The sequence below is a fragment of the Lapillicoccus sp. genome (genome assembly GCF_036559105.1).
Classification (GTDB): domain Bacteria; phylum Actinomycetota; class Actinomycetes; order Actinomycetales; family Dermatophilaceae; genus Lapillicoccus.
In genome coordinates, this window is sequence record NZ_DATBTV010000085.1 from 1 (window position 1) to 13,395 (window position 13,395).

Consider the following 13,395-nt stretch of genomic DNA (forward strand, 5'->3'; position numbering starts at 1 on the left):
AAGGAGGAGCAGGGCAAGATGGAGGCCCGCATCCGCCAGCTGACCCAGCTCCTGGAGAACGCCAAGGTCGGCGAGACCCCCAAGGACAACGGGATCGTCGAGCCGGGGATGATCGTCACCGTCGAGATGTTCGGCGACGAGGAGACCTTCCTGCTCGGCCACCGCGAGATCAAGGACGACTCGGGCCTCGAGGTCTTCTCCGAGCAGTCCCCGCTGGGCAAGTCGATCAACGGCAAGAAGGTCGGCTCCTCCGCCAAGTACTCGACCCCGTCGGGCAAGACCGTCGAGGTCAAGATCCTGAAGGCCGCCCCCTACACGGGCTGACCCGCCAGACGTTCAGCGCAGCAACGGCGTGTAGCCGTCCGCCCGCAGGGCCCCGAGCACCTCTTCACGGTGTTCGGGGCCTTTCGTCTCGACGTCGACGACGATCTCGGTCTCGTGGACCGAGAGCGACGACTCGTTCCGGTTGTGGCGGACCTCGATGACGTTCGCGTCGACGCCGGCCAGGTCGGCGAGCAACCGGGCCAGCGACCCCGGGACGTCCGGCACGCGTACCCCGAAGGTGAGGTAGCGCCCGGCCGCCGCCATGCCGTGGCGGATGATCCGCAGCATCAGCAACGGGTCGATGTTGCCGCCGGACAGCACCGCGACGACGGGTCCCTCGAGGCGCGGCGCCGACGGGTCCATCAGGCGCGCGACGGCGGCCGCGCCGGCCGGTTCGACGACGAGCTTCGCCCGTTCGAGGAGGAACAGCAGGGCGCGGGACAGGCTCGCCTCGCTCACCGTGTCGACCGAGTCGACCAGCTGCTCGATGACGGCGAACGGCACGTCGCCGGGCCGCCCGACCGCGATGCCGTCGGCCATCGTCGACATCCGCTCCAGCGCGACGGGGTGGCCGGCTTCCAACGACACCGGGTATGCCGCGGCCTCCTCGGCCTGGACGCCCACCACCTTGACGTCCGGACGGAGCGCCCGCACCGCCGTCGCGATCCCGGCGAGCAGCCCACCCCCGCCCGCGCTGACCACGACCGTGCGCACCTCGGGACACTGCTCGAGGATCTCCAGGCCGCAGGTGCCCTGGCCGGCCACGATGTCCGGATGGTCGAACGGGTGGATGAGGATCGCGCCCGTGCGGGCCTCGAACTCACGGGCCGCGACGAGGCAGTCGTCGACCGTCGTCCCGACGAACTCGATCTCCGCGCCGTAGGCCTTGGTGGCCGAGATCTTCGGCATCGGGGCGCCGTGCGGCATGTAGACCTTCGAGCGGATGCCGAGCAGCTGGGCGGCGAGCGCGACGCCCTGGGCGTGGTTCCCGGCGCTCGCCGCGACGACGCCGCGGGCCTTCTCCTCGGCGGACAGCCGGGCCATCCGCGTGTAGGCGCCGCGGATCTTGAACGACCCGGCGCGCTGCAGGTTCTCGCACTTGAGATAGACGTCGGCGCCGACCTTGGCGGACAGGGCCCGCGAGTACTCCAGCGGGGTGGGTCGGACCACGCCCTCCAGGATCCGTTCCGCGGCCCGGATGTCGTCGGCGCTGACGGGGAGCGAGGCGAGGTCGGGCACGCTCGAAGGCTACCCACCGGCGACCACGATGTGAGACCGCCCCGGCAATCCCGACGAGGTCAGACGATCCGCCTCGCCAGCGCCCGTGCGACCTCCGGCTGTTCCCCGGCCGGACCGGGGGCCCAGTCGGCCAGCAGGCCGACGGCGAAGAGCAGGTATGCCACGTCGACGCCGGTCCGCGCCGACCTCGGCACCCGCCACCCGCCGGCGTGGTCGCCGGTGACGGCGGCGAGCACCCGCATACCCTGCTCGGCCGTCGCATGGCGCAGGACGCCGCCGGAACCGAGGACCAGCCCGACGTCGCCGAGCGGTCGGGGCGACGCCCCCGGCGCACCGGGACGCCCGTGCCGACGGACCGCCACCAGGGACGCGACGGTGGCCAGCTGGAGGTCGAGCGCGCGCTCGTCGTCGCCGGCCGGCAGGTGGGCCGGGTCGGCCACGACCGATGCGGCATACCGGTGCAGGGCCGCCCCGACGGGGATGCGTTCCCGCGCGGCCGCCTCGACCACGCTGACCGCGTTCCAACGCACCCCGAGGTCCCCCTCGACGGTGCGCGCGTGCCACAGGGTGCCGACGACACCCCTGCGCAGCGTCGCATCCTCACCTTCGGGCGTCACGACCGAGTAGACGTCCGTGGTGGCGCCACCCACGTCCACGACGAGCAGGTCGCTGCCGATCGCCTCGGCCGTCACCTCGGCGCCGCGAAGCACGGCGTCCGGCGTGGGCGCACGGACCATCTCCCGGAACAACGGGCTGCTGGACAGCCCCTTGCCACCGATGACGTGGTCGAGGAAGGTGGCCCGGATCGCGGCCCGGGCGCTCCCGGGACTGATCTCGCCGATCTCCGGGACGACGTTGTCCGCGACCCGGACCGGCTGGCCGGCACCGCGTAGGAGGGCTACCACCTCATCCTGCGCGTCGACGTTGCCCGCGACGACGACGGGACGGCCCAGCGCTGCCCGTGCCAGCTGAGCAGCGTTGTGCAGCAACACGTCCGAGTTTCCGCCGTCGGTACCGCCGACGAGCAGGACCAGGTCGGGAAGGGACCGGCCGACGGCCTTGACCGCACTCGCGTCGAGCCGTCCCGAGGCGACGTGCACCACCTTGGCGCCGGCGCTGAGGCCGACGCGGTACCCCGCCTCGGCGGTCACCTGCCGCTCGTAGCCCACCACCGCCAGCCGCAGCCCGCCGCCCGCGCTGGAGCAGGCCAGTGTCGTCGTGTCGCTCCCGGCCCCGAGCTCCTCGGCCAGGACGTGGCACCCGTCCAGGACGTCGGTCCGACGCGTCGTCAACGTCTCGGCGGTGCCACGAACCTCGCCGTCGGGGCCGACGAGGACCGCCTTGGTGAACGTCGACCCGACGTCAAGACAGAGCACGTCGGTCGTCATGGGCGCCATGATGTCGGACGTCTCAAGGCGCTTTCCGTGCAGACCGACGGGCACTGGTCGTCAGACGGGGCCACATCGACCCGATCCGGCGACCAACGCCCGTTCGTGTGCACGCAGCGGTCGCGCGTCCGGTCAGCCGTGGGCGCTGAGGGCCGCGTCGAGGTCGTCGATGAGGTCGTCGGCGTCCTCGATGCCCACGGACAGCCGAACGAGGTTGCGAGGCACCTCGAGCGGTGTGCCGGACACCGACGCGTGCGTCATCCGGGCCGGGTGCTCGATGAGCGACTCGACACCGCCGAGGGACTCGCCGAGGGTCCAGATCTGGGTCGCACCGCACACCGCCACCGCGGCGCGCTCGCCGCCCTTCACCGTGACCGACACCATGCCGCCGAACCGGCGCATCTGCTTGGCCGCGAGCATGTGTCCCGGGTGCTCGGGAAGGCCCGGGTAGTAGACCCGCTCGACCGCCGGGTGGGACACGAGGTGCTCGACGACGCGCTCGGCGTTGTTGCAGTGCTGCTCCATGCGGATCGCCAACGTCTTCAACCCGCGGAGCACCAACCACGAGTCGAACGGACCCGCCACTCCGCCGATCGCGTTCTGGTGGAACTCGATCCGCTCGGAAGCGTCCGAGAAACCTTTGGCGCCGAGCTCTTTGGCGATCACGACGGCACCGCCGATGACGTCGCTGTGGCCACCGGCATACTTCGTCGTCGAGTGCGTGACGATGTCGGCACCGAGCGCGATCGGGCTCTGCAGGTAGCTCGTCGCGAAGGTGTTGTCGACGACGAGGAGGGCCCCCTCCGCGTGGGCGGCCTCGGCGATGCCGGCGATGTCCGCGATGCCGAGAAGCGGGTTGGTCGGCGACTCGACCCAGACCAGCTTGGTGACGCCCGGCCGGATCGCCGCGCGCACGTCGTCGACGTCGTGGATCGAGGCGATGCTGTGGTCGATGCCGCCCGCTCGGGCCACCCGGTTGAAGTAGCGGTAGGTGCCGCCGTAGGCGTCGTTGGGCACGACGACGTGGTCGCCGTGGTTGAGCAGCGCGCGGACGACGGTGTCCTGCCCGGCGAGGCCGCTGGCGAACACGAACCCGCGCTCACCGCCCTCGAGCGCGGCGAAGCACTCCTCGAGCGCGGTCCGGGTCGGGTTGGCGGAGCGCGAGTACTCGTAGCCGCCGCGCAGACCGCCGACGCCGTCCTGCTTGTAGGTCGACGTCTGGTAGATCGGCACCACGACCGAACCCGTGGCGGGGTCGGCCTCCTGCCCGGCATGGATGGCCCGGGTGGCGAAGCCGTTCAGACGGCGCGAAGAGGTCACCGGCCGAGAGTAGTGCGGCTGGTGGAACTGCCCGACGGGGCACCGTAAGGGGACCGTCAGCGCCCCTAGCCGAGGGGGTTCCGGGTGCGTGTGACACTGGACGGGTGATCTTCGGATTTGGCAGGAAGTCGACCATGGTGTCCCGCGAGGACGCCCTGTCCGGACGCGCGACACGGCCGTTCGAGGTGGACCCGACGCACGTCGTCCTGGGCACCCCGATCGAGGGCCCGTGGCCCGACGGCTCGCAGGTCATCTACGTCGCCATGGGCTGCTTCTGGGGCGTCGAGCGCATCTTCTGGCGCCAGACCGGCGTCATCAACACCGCGGTCGGCTACATGGGCGGCTACACGCCGAACCCCACGTACGAGGAGACCTGCACGGGCCTCACCGGCCACGCCGAGACCGTCCGGGTGGTCTACGACCCCGAGCAGACCTCGCCCGAGCTGCTGCTCAAGGAGTTCTGGGAGAACCACGACCCGACCACGGCGAACCGACAGGGCAACGACGTCGGCACGGTCTACCGGTCGGCGATCTACTGGACCACGCCGGACCAGGAGCGGGCCGCGATCGCGACGCGCGACGCCTTCCAGAAGGTGCTGACCGACAACGGGTTCGGCGAGATCACCACGGAGATCCGCTCCGCCGAGGACGCCGGCCCGTTCTACCTCGCCGAGGACTACCACCAGGGGTACCTCGACAAGAACCCCGGCGGATACTGCAACCACGGCCCCAACGGGCTGACCTGCCCCGTCGGCATCGTGCGCCAGGACCAGCTGCCCGCCCAGCAGGACATCGCCCCGCCGCAGTCCTGAGGCACGACGGCCGGGTGTCGGCGCCGTGGGGGATGCTTCCCCCATGGCGTACGACGAGGAGCTCGCCCACCGGGTCCGCGAGCAGCTGCAGGACGTCGCGGGGGTCACCGAGATGCGGATGTTCGGAGGGCTCGCCTTCCTCGTCGGCGGGCACATGGCGGTCGCGGCGAGCCAGAGCGGCCTGCTGCTGCGGATCCCGCCCGACCGCACCGACGAGCTGGCGGGCCGGCCGCATACCGACCGGTCCGTCATGCCCGGCCGGCAGATGAAGGGCTGGCTCCGCGTGGAGCCCGACGGGCTCGCGTCCGACGAGGAGCTCACCCGGTGGGTCGACATCGGGGTCCGGTATGCGTCGTCGCTCCCGCCTAAGTGACTTACCGCAGCTCCGACCCCGCGCTGAGGACCGCGGCGATCTCCTTGACATCCTCGATCTCACCCGTGGCGACGGCGATCACCAGGTCGTACGCCTCGTCGTTCGTCAGGGTCAACCGACGACCGTTCATGCCCAGAAACGCGATCACCGCCGCCAGGCCCAGCCGCTTGTTGCCGTCCACCAGCGCGTAGTTCCGAACGATTGACTGGAGGAGCGCTGCGGCCTTGGTCTCAAGGTCGGGATAGGCGTCCTCCGCGAAGGCCGACGCCTGAGGTCGTGCGACCGCTGACGCGATGAGACCGTGGTCGCGCACCAGGACGTCACCGACGACGAGACGGGCGATGCCGAGGACTTCCTCCTCGGTCAGGTAGATCACTCGCCGAGTCGCCTCAGCGCCTCCGCGTAGCGGGGAATCTCCTCATCGAGCACCCTAGACAGCAACTCTTGCCTGCTGTGGCGATCCACGTACTCGCGAACGGCCTCCCGCGCGACGTCCTGCATCGAGCGCGACTCCATTTCCGCCTGCCGGCGCAGGGCGTCGGACTCGTCGTCGGTCAACCTGAGTGTCATGGCCATGCATCAGATGGTATCACCACTGATACCAGATTGACGGCGTCAACGTTGACCTTCGGCGGGCGCCGAACCGACCGTAGAGAGCATGAGTACCGCCACCGCCGCCACACCCTCGACCCCGCCCGAGGCCTTGGTCGCACCGCCCGGACTGGCGGGGGTGATCGTCGCGACGACCGCCCTCTCCGACGTCCGCGGGCAGGAGGGCTTCTACCACTACCGCCAGTACGACGCCGTCGACCTTGCGCGCACCTGCTCGATCGAGGAGGTCTGGCACCTGCTCCTGCAGGGCCACCTCCCGGATGAGGCAGAGCTGGCCGCCTTCCGCGCGACGATCGCCGACGCGCAGCGGCTGCCGGCCGAGGTCAGCGAGTCCCTGGCCGGGGTCGCCGCCGCCACCCCGCCCGGCATCAGCCCGATGACCCAGCTCCGCACGGCGCTGTCGATGCTGGGCGGCGCCCTCGACCTGACGCCCGTCTGGGATCTCAGCGCCGAGGAGCGCGAGCACGACGCCATCCGCGTCGCCGCCCAGGTCCCGGTCATCACCGCCGCCGCATACCGGCGCAGCCAGGGCCTCGACCCGCTCGACCCGCGCCCGGACCTCGGCTACACGGCGAACCACCTCTGGATGATCACCGGCACCGAACCGGCTCCCGAGCACGTCCGGGCCGTCGAGCGGTACCTCTGCCTCACCGTCGACCACGGCTTCAACGCCTCGACCTTCACGGCGCGGGTCGTCGCGTCGACCGGCGCCGACGTCGCCGCGTGCGTCGTGGCCGCGCTGGGTGCCCTCTCGGGCCCGCTGCACGGCGGTGCACCGAGCCGCGCCCTCGACTCGCTCGACGCGATCGGCACCCCGGAGAACGCCCGCCCCTGGGCCGACGCCCAGCTCGCCGCCGGCCACCGAATCATGGGCTTCGGCCACGCGATCTACCGCGGCAAAGATCCTCGCTCGCAGCTGCTGCGCGAGACGGCCGAGGAGCTCGGTGGCCCCCTGGCCGAGCTGGCCGTGGCGGCCGAGTCGGCCATCGACGCCGCCCTCGACGCCGCACGGCCGGACCGGACCCTGCGCGCCAACGTCGAGTTCTACGCCGGCGTGGTCATGCACGGGTGCGGCATCCCCCGCGAGATGTTCACGCCCACCTTCGCGGTGAGCCGGGCGATGGGCTGGACCGCGCACGTCCTCGAGCAGGCCCGCGAGCGCAAGATCATCCGGCCCAGTGCCCGGTATGCGGGTCCGCCCCCTCCGCAGCCGGTCCCGCCCCTGGCGTCCCGCTGACGTTCCGTCCGGGCTGAAACGGTCGGCTTGTCGACCGTTCTCACCCGGACTCGCGGGCCTCGCCGGTGTAGACCGCGCGCGGTCGGAACCGCAGTCCCTGGGGGTACTCCTCCATCGCGTGCGCCAACCAGCCGACCGTGCGGCTCAGCGCGAACACCGTCTCGCCGCTCCCCGGCCGGAACCCGCACGCCTGGACCAGCACGGCCAGCCCCAGGTCGACGTTGGGGCTCAGCCCGAACCGGTTGCTGACCGCGAGCAGCAGCGACTCGACCGCCGGCCACCCGTCGGGATCCAGACCCGCCGCGTGGTCGAGCAGCACCTCGGCCCGCGGGTCGGCATCGACGTAGACCTTGTGCCCGAACCCGGGAACCGGCCCTTCGGTGGCATACCGGTCCAGGGAGCCGACGCCCTCGCGCCGCACGGCGTCGAGGACGGCCTCGGCCATTACGCTGCTGCGTCCGTGCCGTGGTCCCCCGAGGGCGGCGAGCCCGGTGAGCACGACCAGCCACGGGTCGGCACCAGTGCCGGCCGCGATCCGGGCGGCCATCGTCGACGCGGCCAGCTCGTGGTCCATCAGCAGGACGAGGGCGGCGTTGAGAGCGGCGAGCCCCGCGTCGGTGGCCACCGGAGAACCGAGAGCGCCCCAGAGCCGTAGGGCGACCGAGCCACCGCTCTCGGCGCCGAGCGCGGCCACCCCGCCGGCCACCGCCCTACGCCCCACGGCGACGACGTGCTCGGGCTTCAGCTCGCCCCGCTCGGAGTCGGTCGAGCCCAGCGCGAGGACGGCGGCCCGGATCCGGTCGGTGTCGGTGGCGCCCGCGGCCAGCGCCGAGGCGGCGGACCGCACGACGCGGAGGTCCTCCCCCTCGACCTCCCACGGGCCGTCCGGCGACACCGCCCAGACCAGAGCCGCCGCCTCCTCGAACGGACGCGCCGACAGCGCCACGGCGTCGTGCCCGCGGAAGGACAGGGCCCCCTTGGGGTCGAGCAGCGTCACGTCGGTCTCGACGAGCACCTCGAGCGACCCGGTGCGCACCCGGGTCCGCTCGGCCGCCAGCCGCAGCACGTCGTCGAGCGGAAGAACTGAGACCCGGTGGCCCATCTCGTTGGTCCGGTGGCTCCGGGTCAGCAGCCCCCGGCTCACGTAGGCGTAGATGGTCTGCAGCCGGACGCCGAGCAGGGCGGCCGCCTGGTCGGCAGTCACCTCGTTACGCGCGACGGGCGGAGGCACGTCCACATCGTCGCACCGCCCCGGGTGGGTCTACCTTTTCCGTATGCGCGTGCGCGCCGAGTTCACGACCGAGCCCTTCGTGGGCGAGGGCGAGGTGCCGGCGCACGTGACCCACTCGGCCGCGCTCCTCACCGAGGCCGGCCTCGACGCCGACCTCGGCCCGTTCGGCACCTCCGTCGAGGGCGACGACCGGGTACTCCTCCCGGCCCTGACCAACGTCTTCGCCGCCGCGCTCGCGGCCGGTGCGACCCGGGTCACGCTGCAGCTGGAGCGGCTCGACGGCGTGGAACTCCTCGACGGCCGGGAAGCTCGCACCACCGCGACAAACCACGACGGAGCCACCCCGTGACACCGCCGGACCTCGACGCCCGCGCGCTGGAGGAGGCGCTGGCCCCGTTGCTGCGCCGGGTCGGCGGCGAGATCGTCCCGGCGGACGCCGCTCGGGCCGACGACGTGGCCGTGGCGCTGGACGGTGGACCGGTGGTCCACGTGCGCCTCCCCGGCTCCGCCGACGTCCTGACCGCCGAGTCGGCGGACCTGTCCGACGGCCTGGTCCGGCTCATCGCCGACGTGGAGCGCGAGCTCGGCGGTCCGCTCGCCGAGCAGCCGCGCGCCGGCAAGCAGCTCGCGGTCCGACTGCTGGAGGAACGCGGCGCCTTCGAGATGCGGCGCTCGGCCGAGACGGTCGCCGAGGCGCTCGGCGTGACCCGCTTCACCGTCTACAACTACCTCAACCGCCGGTCCACCGCGTGAGTCCCGCCGGCCACCCCGGTGGCCGGTCGTTCGGCGGCGTCGCCGAGATTTTTTTCAACAAACCGTTGACGGTGACCCAGGTCACTCCCTACAGTTCCGTCATCCGTAAATCGAATTCCGCATACCGGTAAACACTCGCCACCTACGGCCCCCACAGAAATCCAGGTGCGACATGACCGCTTCGCCCGTCGTTGACAAACCCCGCCCGACTCCGCCGAAGCATCCCGTCGACGAGGTCCTCCCGATCCCGAAGCTCGCCGTCTACGGCTTCCAGCACGTCCTCGCGTTCTACGCGGGCGCCGTCATCGTCCCGATCCTCCTGGCGAGCGCGATCGGGCTGAGCCAGCAGGAGCTCATCCACCTCATCAACGCGGACTTGTTCACCTGCGGCATCGCGTCGATCATCCAGTCGGTCGGCTTCTGGAAGGTCGGCGTCAGGCTGCCGCTCCTCCAGGGCGTGACCTTCACTGCGGTCTCGCCGATGATCGCCATCGGTCTGGCCAGTGGCGGCGGCACCGAGGGCCTGCTCGTCATCTACGGCGCGGTCATCGTCGCCGGCCTCGTGACCTTCTTCATCGCCCCGTACTTCAGCCGGCTGATCCGCTTCTTCCCGCCGGTCGTGACGGGCACCGTCATCACCATCATCGGCATCGCCCTGCTGCCGGTCGCCGCCGCGGACGCCGCCGGCGGCGCCGGCCCCACCCTCGACCCGACGAGCGGCAAGAACCTCGCGTACGCCATGGGGACGCTGGCGCTGATCGTCACCATCCAGCGGGTCTTCCGTGGCTTCATGGCCACTGTCGCCGTCCTGGCCGGCCTCGTCATCGGCACCGGCGTCGCCTGGATCCTCGGCGATGCGCACTTCGACTCGGTGAGCCAGTCCTCGTGGTTCGGCCTCACCACGCCGTTCTTCTTCGGCATCCCGAAGTTTTCGATCGCCGCGATCATCTCGATGATCGTCGTCATGCTCATCACCGCCGTCGAGACCACCGGTGACGTCTTCGCCACCGGCGAGATCGTCGAGAAGCGGATCACCAAGGACGACATCGCCGCCGCTCTGCGCGCGGACGGCCTGTCCACCACCCTGGGCGGCATCTTCAACTCGTTCCCCTACACCTGCTTCGCGGAGAACGTCGGACTCGTCCGGCTGACCCGGGTCCGGAGCCGCTATGTCGTGGCGACGGCCGGCGCGATCATGATCGTCATCGGCCTGATCCCCAAGGCCGGCGCGATCGTCTCGAGCATCCCGCACCCGGTGCTGGGTGGGGCGGCCCTGGCCATGTTCGCGACCGTCGCCGTGGTCGGCATCCAGACCCTCTCCCGCGTGGACTTCCACGACCACCGCAACGTCGTCATCGTCGGCACCTCGCTCGGCCTGGCCGTCTACGTCACCGTGCAGCCCGACGTCGCGAAGGCGGTCCCGGACTGGGCGCAGATCATCTTCGGCTCCGGCATCACCCTGGGCAGCCTCGTCGCGATCCTGCTCAACTACGTCTTCCACCACGTGGGGCGCGACCGCGGCCCGGCCGTCGCCGGCCGGCCCGGCGACGAGGTCACCCTCGCCGAGGTCAACCAGATGAGCAGCGAGCAGTTCGCCGAGACCTTCGGTTCGATCTACCAGGGCCCATCCTGGGTCGTCGAGCGGGCCTGGGAGCGCCGGCCGTTCTCCGACACCCCCGACCTGCGCCGGGCGTTCCAGCAGGCCCTCTTCTCCTCGACGGACGAGCAGGAGCGCGAGCTCATCGCGGCCTACCCTGACCTCGGCTCCACGGCCGTCTCCTCGGGCGAGTCCGGCACGAGCTCGATGGGCGATCAGTCCTCACTGGGCCTCACCATCCTGCGCGACCAGGAGCACGAGGAGCTCGGCGAGCTGACCGCTGCCTACCGGGAGCGGTTCGGATTCCCGCTGGTCATGTCGGTGCGCGACCGCGACTCGTTCGACCAGGTCATCGAACAGGGCCGTGAGCGGCTCCACAACTCGCCCGAGCAGGAGCACGCCACCGCGCTCGTCGAGATCTCCCGGATCGCCTCCCACCGGTTCGACGACCTGCTGGCGGGGGCTGACCCGATCGCCAGCGCCCGGCGGCGTTCGTGAGCGGACCGGACGTGTCGGCATTCAACCTGCTGTCGGCCGACGAGGCCCAGGGCTTGCTCCGGACCTGCCTCGACGTGCCGCGGTGGGTGGCCGAGGTGGAGGGGGGCCGCCCGTACGCCGGGTGGGCCGCCCTCCGCGAGGCGGCCGAGCAGTCGGCGGCCCGCCTCACCGAGGCCGAGCTCGAGGCCGCGCTGACCCGCCACCCCCGGATCGGGGAGCGGGCCGGCGCGGACCACGACGCCGAGCACTCGGAGCGGGAGCAGGCCGGGGTCGACCCGGCCGACCGCGACGCGGCGAGCCGGCTGGCGGCCGGCAACGCCGCCTACGAGAACCGCTTCGACCGGGTGTTCCTCATCCGGGCCGCCGGGCGGTCGGCCGACGAGATCCTCGGTGAGCTCGAGCGGCGGCTGGACAACGACGACGGGACCGAGCGCGACGAGACGGTCCGGCAGCTCAGCGAGATCGCTGTGCTGCGCCTGGAAGGAACGGTCTGACATGTCCGAGCGGGTGGTGATCTCCGGTGGCACCGTCGTGACCATGGACGGCGGCCGCAGCGAGTACGCCGACGGGTACGTCGTCGTCGAGGACGGGCGGGTGTCCTCGGTCGGCTCCGGGCCGGCGCCGCACGTCGAGGGCGCACGGGTCGTCGACGCCCGCGGCTGTGTCGTCACACCGGGGCTGGTGAACACGCACCACCACCTGTACCAGTGGGTGACGCGCGGCCTGGCGGTCGACGCGACCCTGTTCGAGTGGCTGACGACGCTCTACCCGGTGTGGGGCTGCATCGACGAGGAGTCGGTCTCGGCCGCGGCCACGGCCGGGCTCGGCTGGCTCGCGAAGACCGGGTGCACGACGTCGATGGACCACCACTACGTCTTCCCCGCGGACGGCGGCGACCTGCTCGCCGCCGAGATCGAGGGCGCCCGCGCCGTCGGCCTGCGGTTCATGCCGACCCGCGGCTCGATGGACCTCGGCCGGTCGCAGGGGGGCCTGCCGCCGGACCACGTGGTTGAGGAGATCGACACGATCCTGGCGGCGACCACCGACGCCGTGGACCGGTTCCACGACGCCTCCCCGGACTCGATGCTGCGGATCGGGGTCGCTCCGTGCTCGCCGTTCTCGGTCACCGACACGCTGCTCAAGGAGGCCGCGGTCCTGGCCCGCGACAAGGGCGTCCGCCTCCACACCCACCTCGCCGAGACCATGGACGAGGACGCGTTCTGCCGCGAGCGGTTCGGCTGCGGGCCGGTCGACTACATGGAGTCGCTCGGCTGGCTGGGGTCGGACGTCTGGTTCGGCCACGGGATCCACCTCGACGACGCGGCGATCGCCTCGATGGCGGCGACGGGGACCGGCGTCGCGCACTGCCCGTCCTCCAACGCCCGGCTCGGCGCCGGGATCGCTCGCGTCCGAGACCTGCGGGACGCCGGCGTCCCGGTCGGGCTCGGCGTGGACGGTGCGGCCTCCAACGAGGCCAACAGCCTGCTCGAGGAGGCGCGCCACGCGCTGCTCTTCGCCCGCGCTCGCGGCGGTCCGCAGGCACTCTCGGTGCGCGACGCCCTGGAGGTCGCGACCATCGGGGGCGCCCGGGTGCTCGGCTGGGACGACCAGATCGGGTCCCTGGAGCCCGGCAAGCAGGCCGACGTCGCCGTCTGGCGCCTCGACACCCTCCCGCACGTCGACATCGTCGACCCCGTGGCGGGACTCGTACTCGGCGATCGCCCCCCGCTCGAGCTGCTGCTCGTCGGCGGCCGGCCGGTCGTCGACCGGGGCGTCCTCGTCAACGTCGACGAGGACGCTCTCGCCCACCGCTCGGCGGCCGCCAGCCGGGCCCTGCTGACCCGGGCGGGGGTCACCCGATGACCCGCACCCACCTCGCGGAGCGGCCAGCTTCGGCCGGTATGCGAGGTCCCAGAACGGCCGAAGTCGGCCTCTCGGCCGGCAGGGGTCGCGACCTTTTCAACGAACTGTTGAATCCGTACGATGGACCCTCCGCGGGTCGACCGATGAC

The 13,395-nt window shown here is 71.8% G+C and carries 15 protein-coding genes; 9 read left to right on the forward strand and 6 right to left on the reverse strand.

Annotated features, from left to right (window positions below):
- A partial coding sequence (locus VIG79_RS10960; RefSeq protein ID WP_331885487.1) for a GreA/GreB family elongation factor occupies positions 1 to 324 on the forward strand: 324 nt, incomplete at its 5' end.
- Positions 325 to 336: 12 nt separating this feature from the next.
- On the opposite strand, the gene ilvA is transcribed toward VIG79_RS10960, so the two are convergent.
- From ilvA to VIG79_RS10975, 3 genes are all read right to left on the reverse strand, one after another.
- Positions 337 to 1,563 (reverse strand): threonine ammonia-lyase, encoded by a 1,227-nt coding sequence (ilvA, locus tag VIG79_RS10965; RefSeq protein WP_331885489.1) that lies wholly within the window; start codon positions 1,561 to 1,563, stop codon positions 337 to 339.
- Positions 1,564 to 1,622: 59 nt separating this feature from the next.
- The gene (locus VIG79_RS10970; RefSeq protein ID WP_331885491.1) at positions 1,623 to 2,951 is read right to left on the reverse strand and encodes a glutamate mutase L; all 1,329 of its coding nucleotides are present in this window, start codon (positions 2,949 to 2,951) and stop codon (positions 1,623 to 1,625) included.
- Positions 2,952 to 3,083: 132 nt separating this feature from the next.
- The gene (locus VIG79_RS10975) at positions 3,084 to 4,271 is read right to left on the reverse strand and encodes a cystathionine gamma-synthase (RefSeq protein WP_331885493.1); all 1,188 of its coding nucleotides are present in this window, start codon (positions 4,269 to 4,271) and stop codon (positions 3,084 to 3,086) included.
- A 134-nt stretch (positions 4,272 to 4,405) separates the two neighbouring features.
- On the opposite strand from VIG79_RS10975, the gene msrA reads away from it, so the two are divergent.
- Together msrA and VIG79_RS10985 are read left to right on the forward strand one after the other, a co-directional pair.
- Positions 4,406 to 5,083, forward strand: coding sequence for a peptide-methionine (S)-S-oxide reductase MsrA (gene msrA / locus VIG79_RS10980; protein WP_331885495.1), 678 nt, complete (start codon positions 4,406 to 4,408; stop codon positions 5,081 to 5,083).
- 43 nt (positions 5,084 to 5,126) lie between these two features.
- Positions 5,127 to 5,456: a TfoX/Sxy family protein gene (locus VIG79_RS10985; RefSeq protein WP_331885497.1), complete on the forward strand. Its 330-nt coding sequence runs from the start codon at positions 5,127 to 5,129 to the stop codon at positions 5,454 to 5,456.
- A 1-nt stretch (position 5,457) separates the two neighbouring features.
- On the opposite strand, the gene VIG79_RS10990 is transcribed toward VIG79_RS10985, so the two are convergent.
- On the reverse strand, positions 5,458 to 5,832 hold the full coding sequence (locus VIG79_RS10990; RefSeq protein ID WP_331885499.1) for a type II toxin-antitoxin system death-on-curing family toxin: 375 nt from the start codon (positions 5,830 to 5,832) through the stop codon (positions 5,458 to 5,460).
- Positions 5,829 to 6,032 carry a hypothetical protein gene (locus VIG79_RS10995; protein WP_331885501.1) on the reverse strand — a complete coding sequence of 68 codons (204 nt, stop codon included), beginning with the start codon at positions 6,030 to 6,032 and terminating at the stop codon, positions 5,829 to 5,831. Before VIG79_RS10995 ends, VIG79_RS10990 begins: the two co-directional genes overlap by 4 nt.
- An 82-nt stretch (positions 6,033 to 6,114) precedes the next feature.
- Between VIG79_RS10995 and VIG79_RS11000 the strand changes: the two genes are divergently transcribed.
- A complete protein-coding gene (locus tag VIG79_RS11000) occupies positions 6,115 to 7,305 on the forward strand; it encodes a citrate synthase (RefSeq protein ID WP_331885503.1) in 1,191 nt (396 codons plus the stop codon).
- Positions 7,306 to 7,345: 40 nt separating this feature from the next.
- Here the strand turns inward: VIG79_RS11000 and VIG79_RS11005 are convergent, their stop codons facing one another.
- Positions 7,346 to 8,536, reverse strand: coding sequence for a citrate/2-methylcitrate synthase (locus tag VIG79_RS11005; protein WP_331885505.1), 1,191 nt, complete (start codon positions 8,534 to 8,536; stop codon positions 7,346 to 7,348).
- 43 nt (positions 8,537 to 8,579) lie between these two features.
- Between VIG79_RS11005 and VIG79_RS11010 the strand changes: the two genes are divergently transcribed.
- The 5 genes from VIG79_RS11010 (at position 8,580) to VIG79_RS11030 (ending at position 13,247) form a co-directional block, all read left to right on the forward strand.
- Positions 8,580 to 8,885: a thiamine-binding protein gene (locus VIG79_RS11010; protein ID WP_331885507.1), complete on the forward strand. Its 306-nt coding sequence runs from the start codon at positions 8,580 to 8,582 to the stop codon at positions 8,883 to 8,885.
- On the forward strand, positions 8,882 to 9,289 hold the full coding sequence (locus VIG79_RS11015; protein WP_331885509.1) for a helix-turn-helix domain-containing protein: 408 nt from the start codon (positions 8,882 to 8,884) through the stop codon (positions 9,287 to 9,289). Before VIG79_RS11010 ends, VIG79_RS11015 begins: the two co-directional genes overlap by 4 nt.
- Positions 9,290 to 9,461: 172 nt before the next feature.
- Positions 9,462 to 11,384 carry a 2-oxo-4-hydroxy-4-carboxy-5-ureidoimidazoline decarboxylase gene (gene uraD / locus VIG79_RS11020; RefSeq protein ID WP_331885511.1) on the forward strand — a complete coding sequence of 641 codons (1,923 nt, stop codon included), beginning with the start codon at positions 9,462 to 9,464 and terminating at the stop codon, positions 11,382 to 11,384.
- Positions 11,381 to 11,878, forward strand: coding sequence for a 2-oxo-4-hydroxy-4-carboxy-5-ureidoimidazoline decarboxylase (gene uraD / locus VIG79_RS11025; protein ID WP_331885513.1), 498 nt, complete (start codon positions 11,381 to 11,383; stop codon positions 11,876 to 11,878). The genes uraD (VIG79_RS11020) and uraD (VIG79_RS11025) overlap by 4 nt, the downstream gene beginning before the upstream one ends.
- A gap of 1 nt (position 11,879) precedes the next feature.
- A complete protein-coding gene (locus tag VIG79_RS11030; protein ID WP_331885515.1) occupies positions 11,880 to 13,247 on the forward strand; it encodes an 8-oxoguanine deaminase in 1,368 nt (455 codons plus the stop codon).
- Positions 13,248 to 13,395 lie beyond the last annotated feature (148 nt).

What these genes read in the sequence shown, in the direction of transcription:
- VIG79_RS10970 (WP_331885491.1), bottom strand. Translation starts at nt 2,951, where the DNA reads ATGACGACCGACGTGCTCTGTCTTGACGTCGGGTCGACGTTCACCAAG.
- msrA (WP_331885495.1), top strand. Translation starts at nt 4,406, where the DNA reads ATGGTGTCCCGCGAGGACGCCCTGTCCGGACGCGCGACACGGCCGTTC.
- VIG79_RS10985 (WP_331885497.1), top strand. Translation starts at nt 5,127, where the DNA reads ATGGCGTACGACGAGGAGCTCGCCCACCGGGTCCGCGAGCAGCTGCAG.
- VIG79_RS10995 (WP_331885501.1), bottom strand. Translation starts at nt 6,032, where the DNA reads ATGGCCATGACACTCAGGTTGACCGACGACGAGTCCGACGCCCTGCGC.
- VIG79_RS11000 (WP_331885503.1), top strand. Translation starts at nt 6,115, where the DNA reads ATGAGTACCGCCACCGCCGCCACACCCTCGACCCCGCCCGAGGCCTTG.
- VIG79_RS11010 (WP_331885507.1), top strand. Translation starts at nt 8,580, where the DNA reads ATGCGCGTGCGCGCCGAGTTCACGACCGAGCCCTTCGTGGGCGAGGGC.
- uraD (WP_331885511.1), top strand. Translation starts at nt 9,462, where the DNA reads ATGACCGCTTCGCCCGTCGTTGACAAACCCCGCCCGACTCCGCCGAAG.
- VIG79_RS11030 (WP_331885515.1), top strand. Translation starts at nt 11,880, where the DNA reads ATGTCCGAGCGGGTGGTGATCTCCGGTGGCACCGTCGTGACCATGGAC.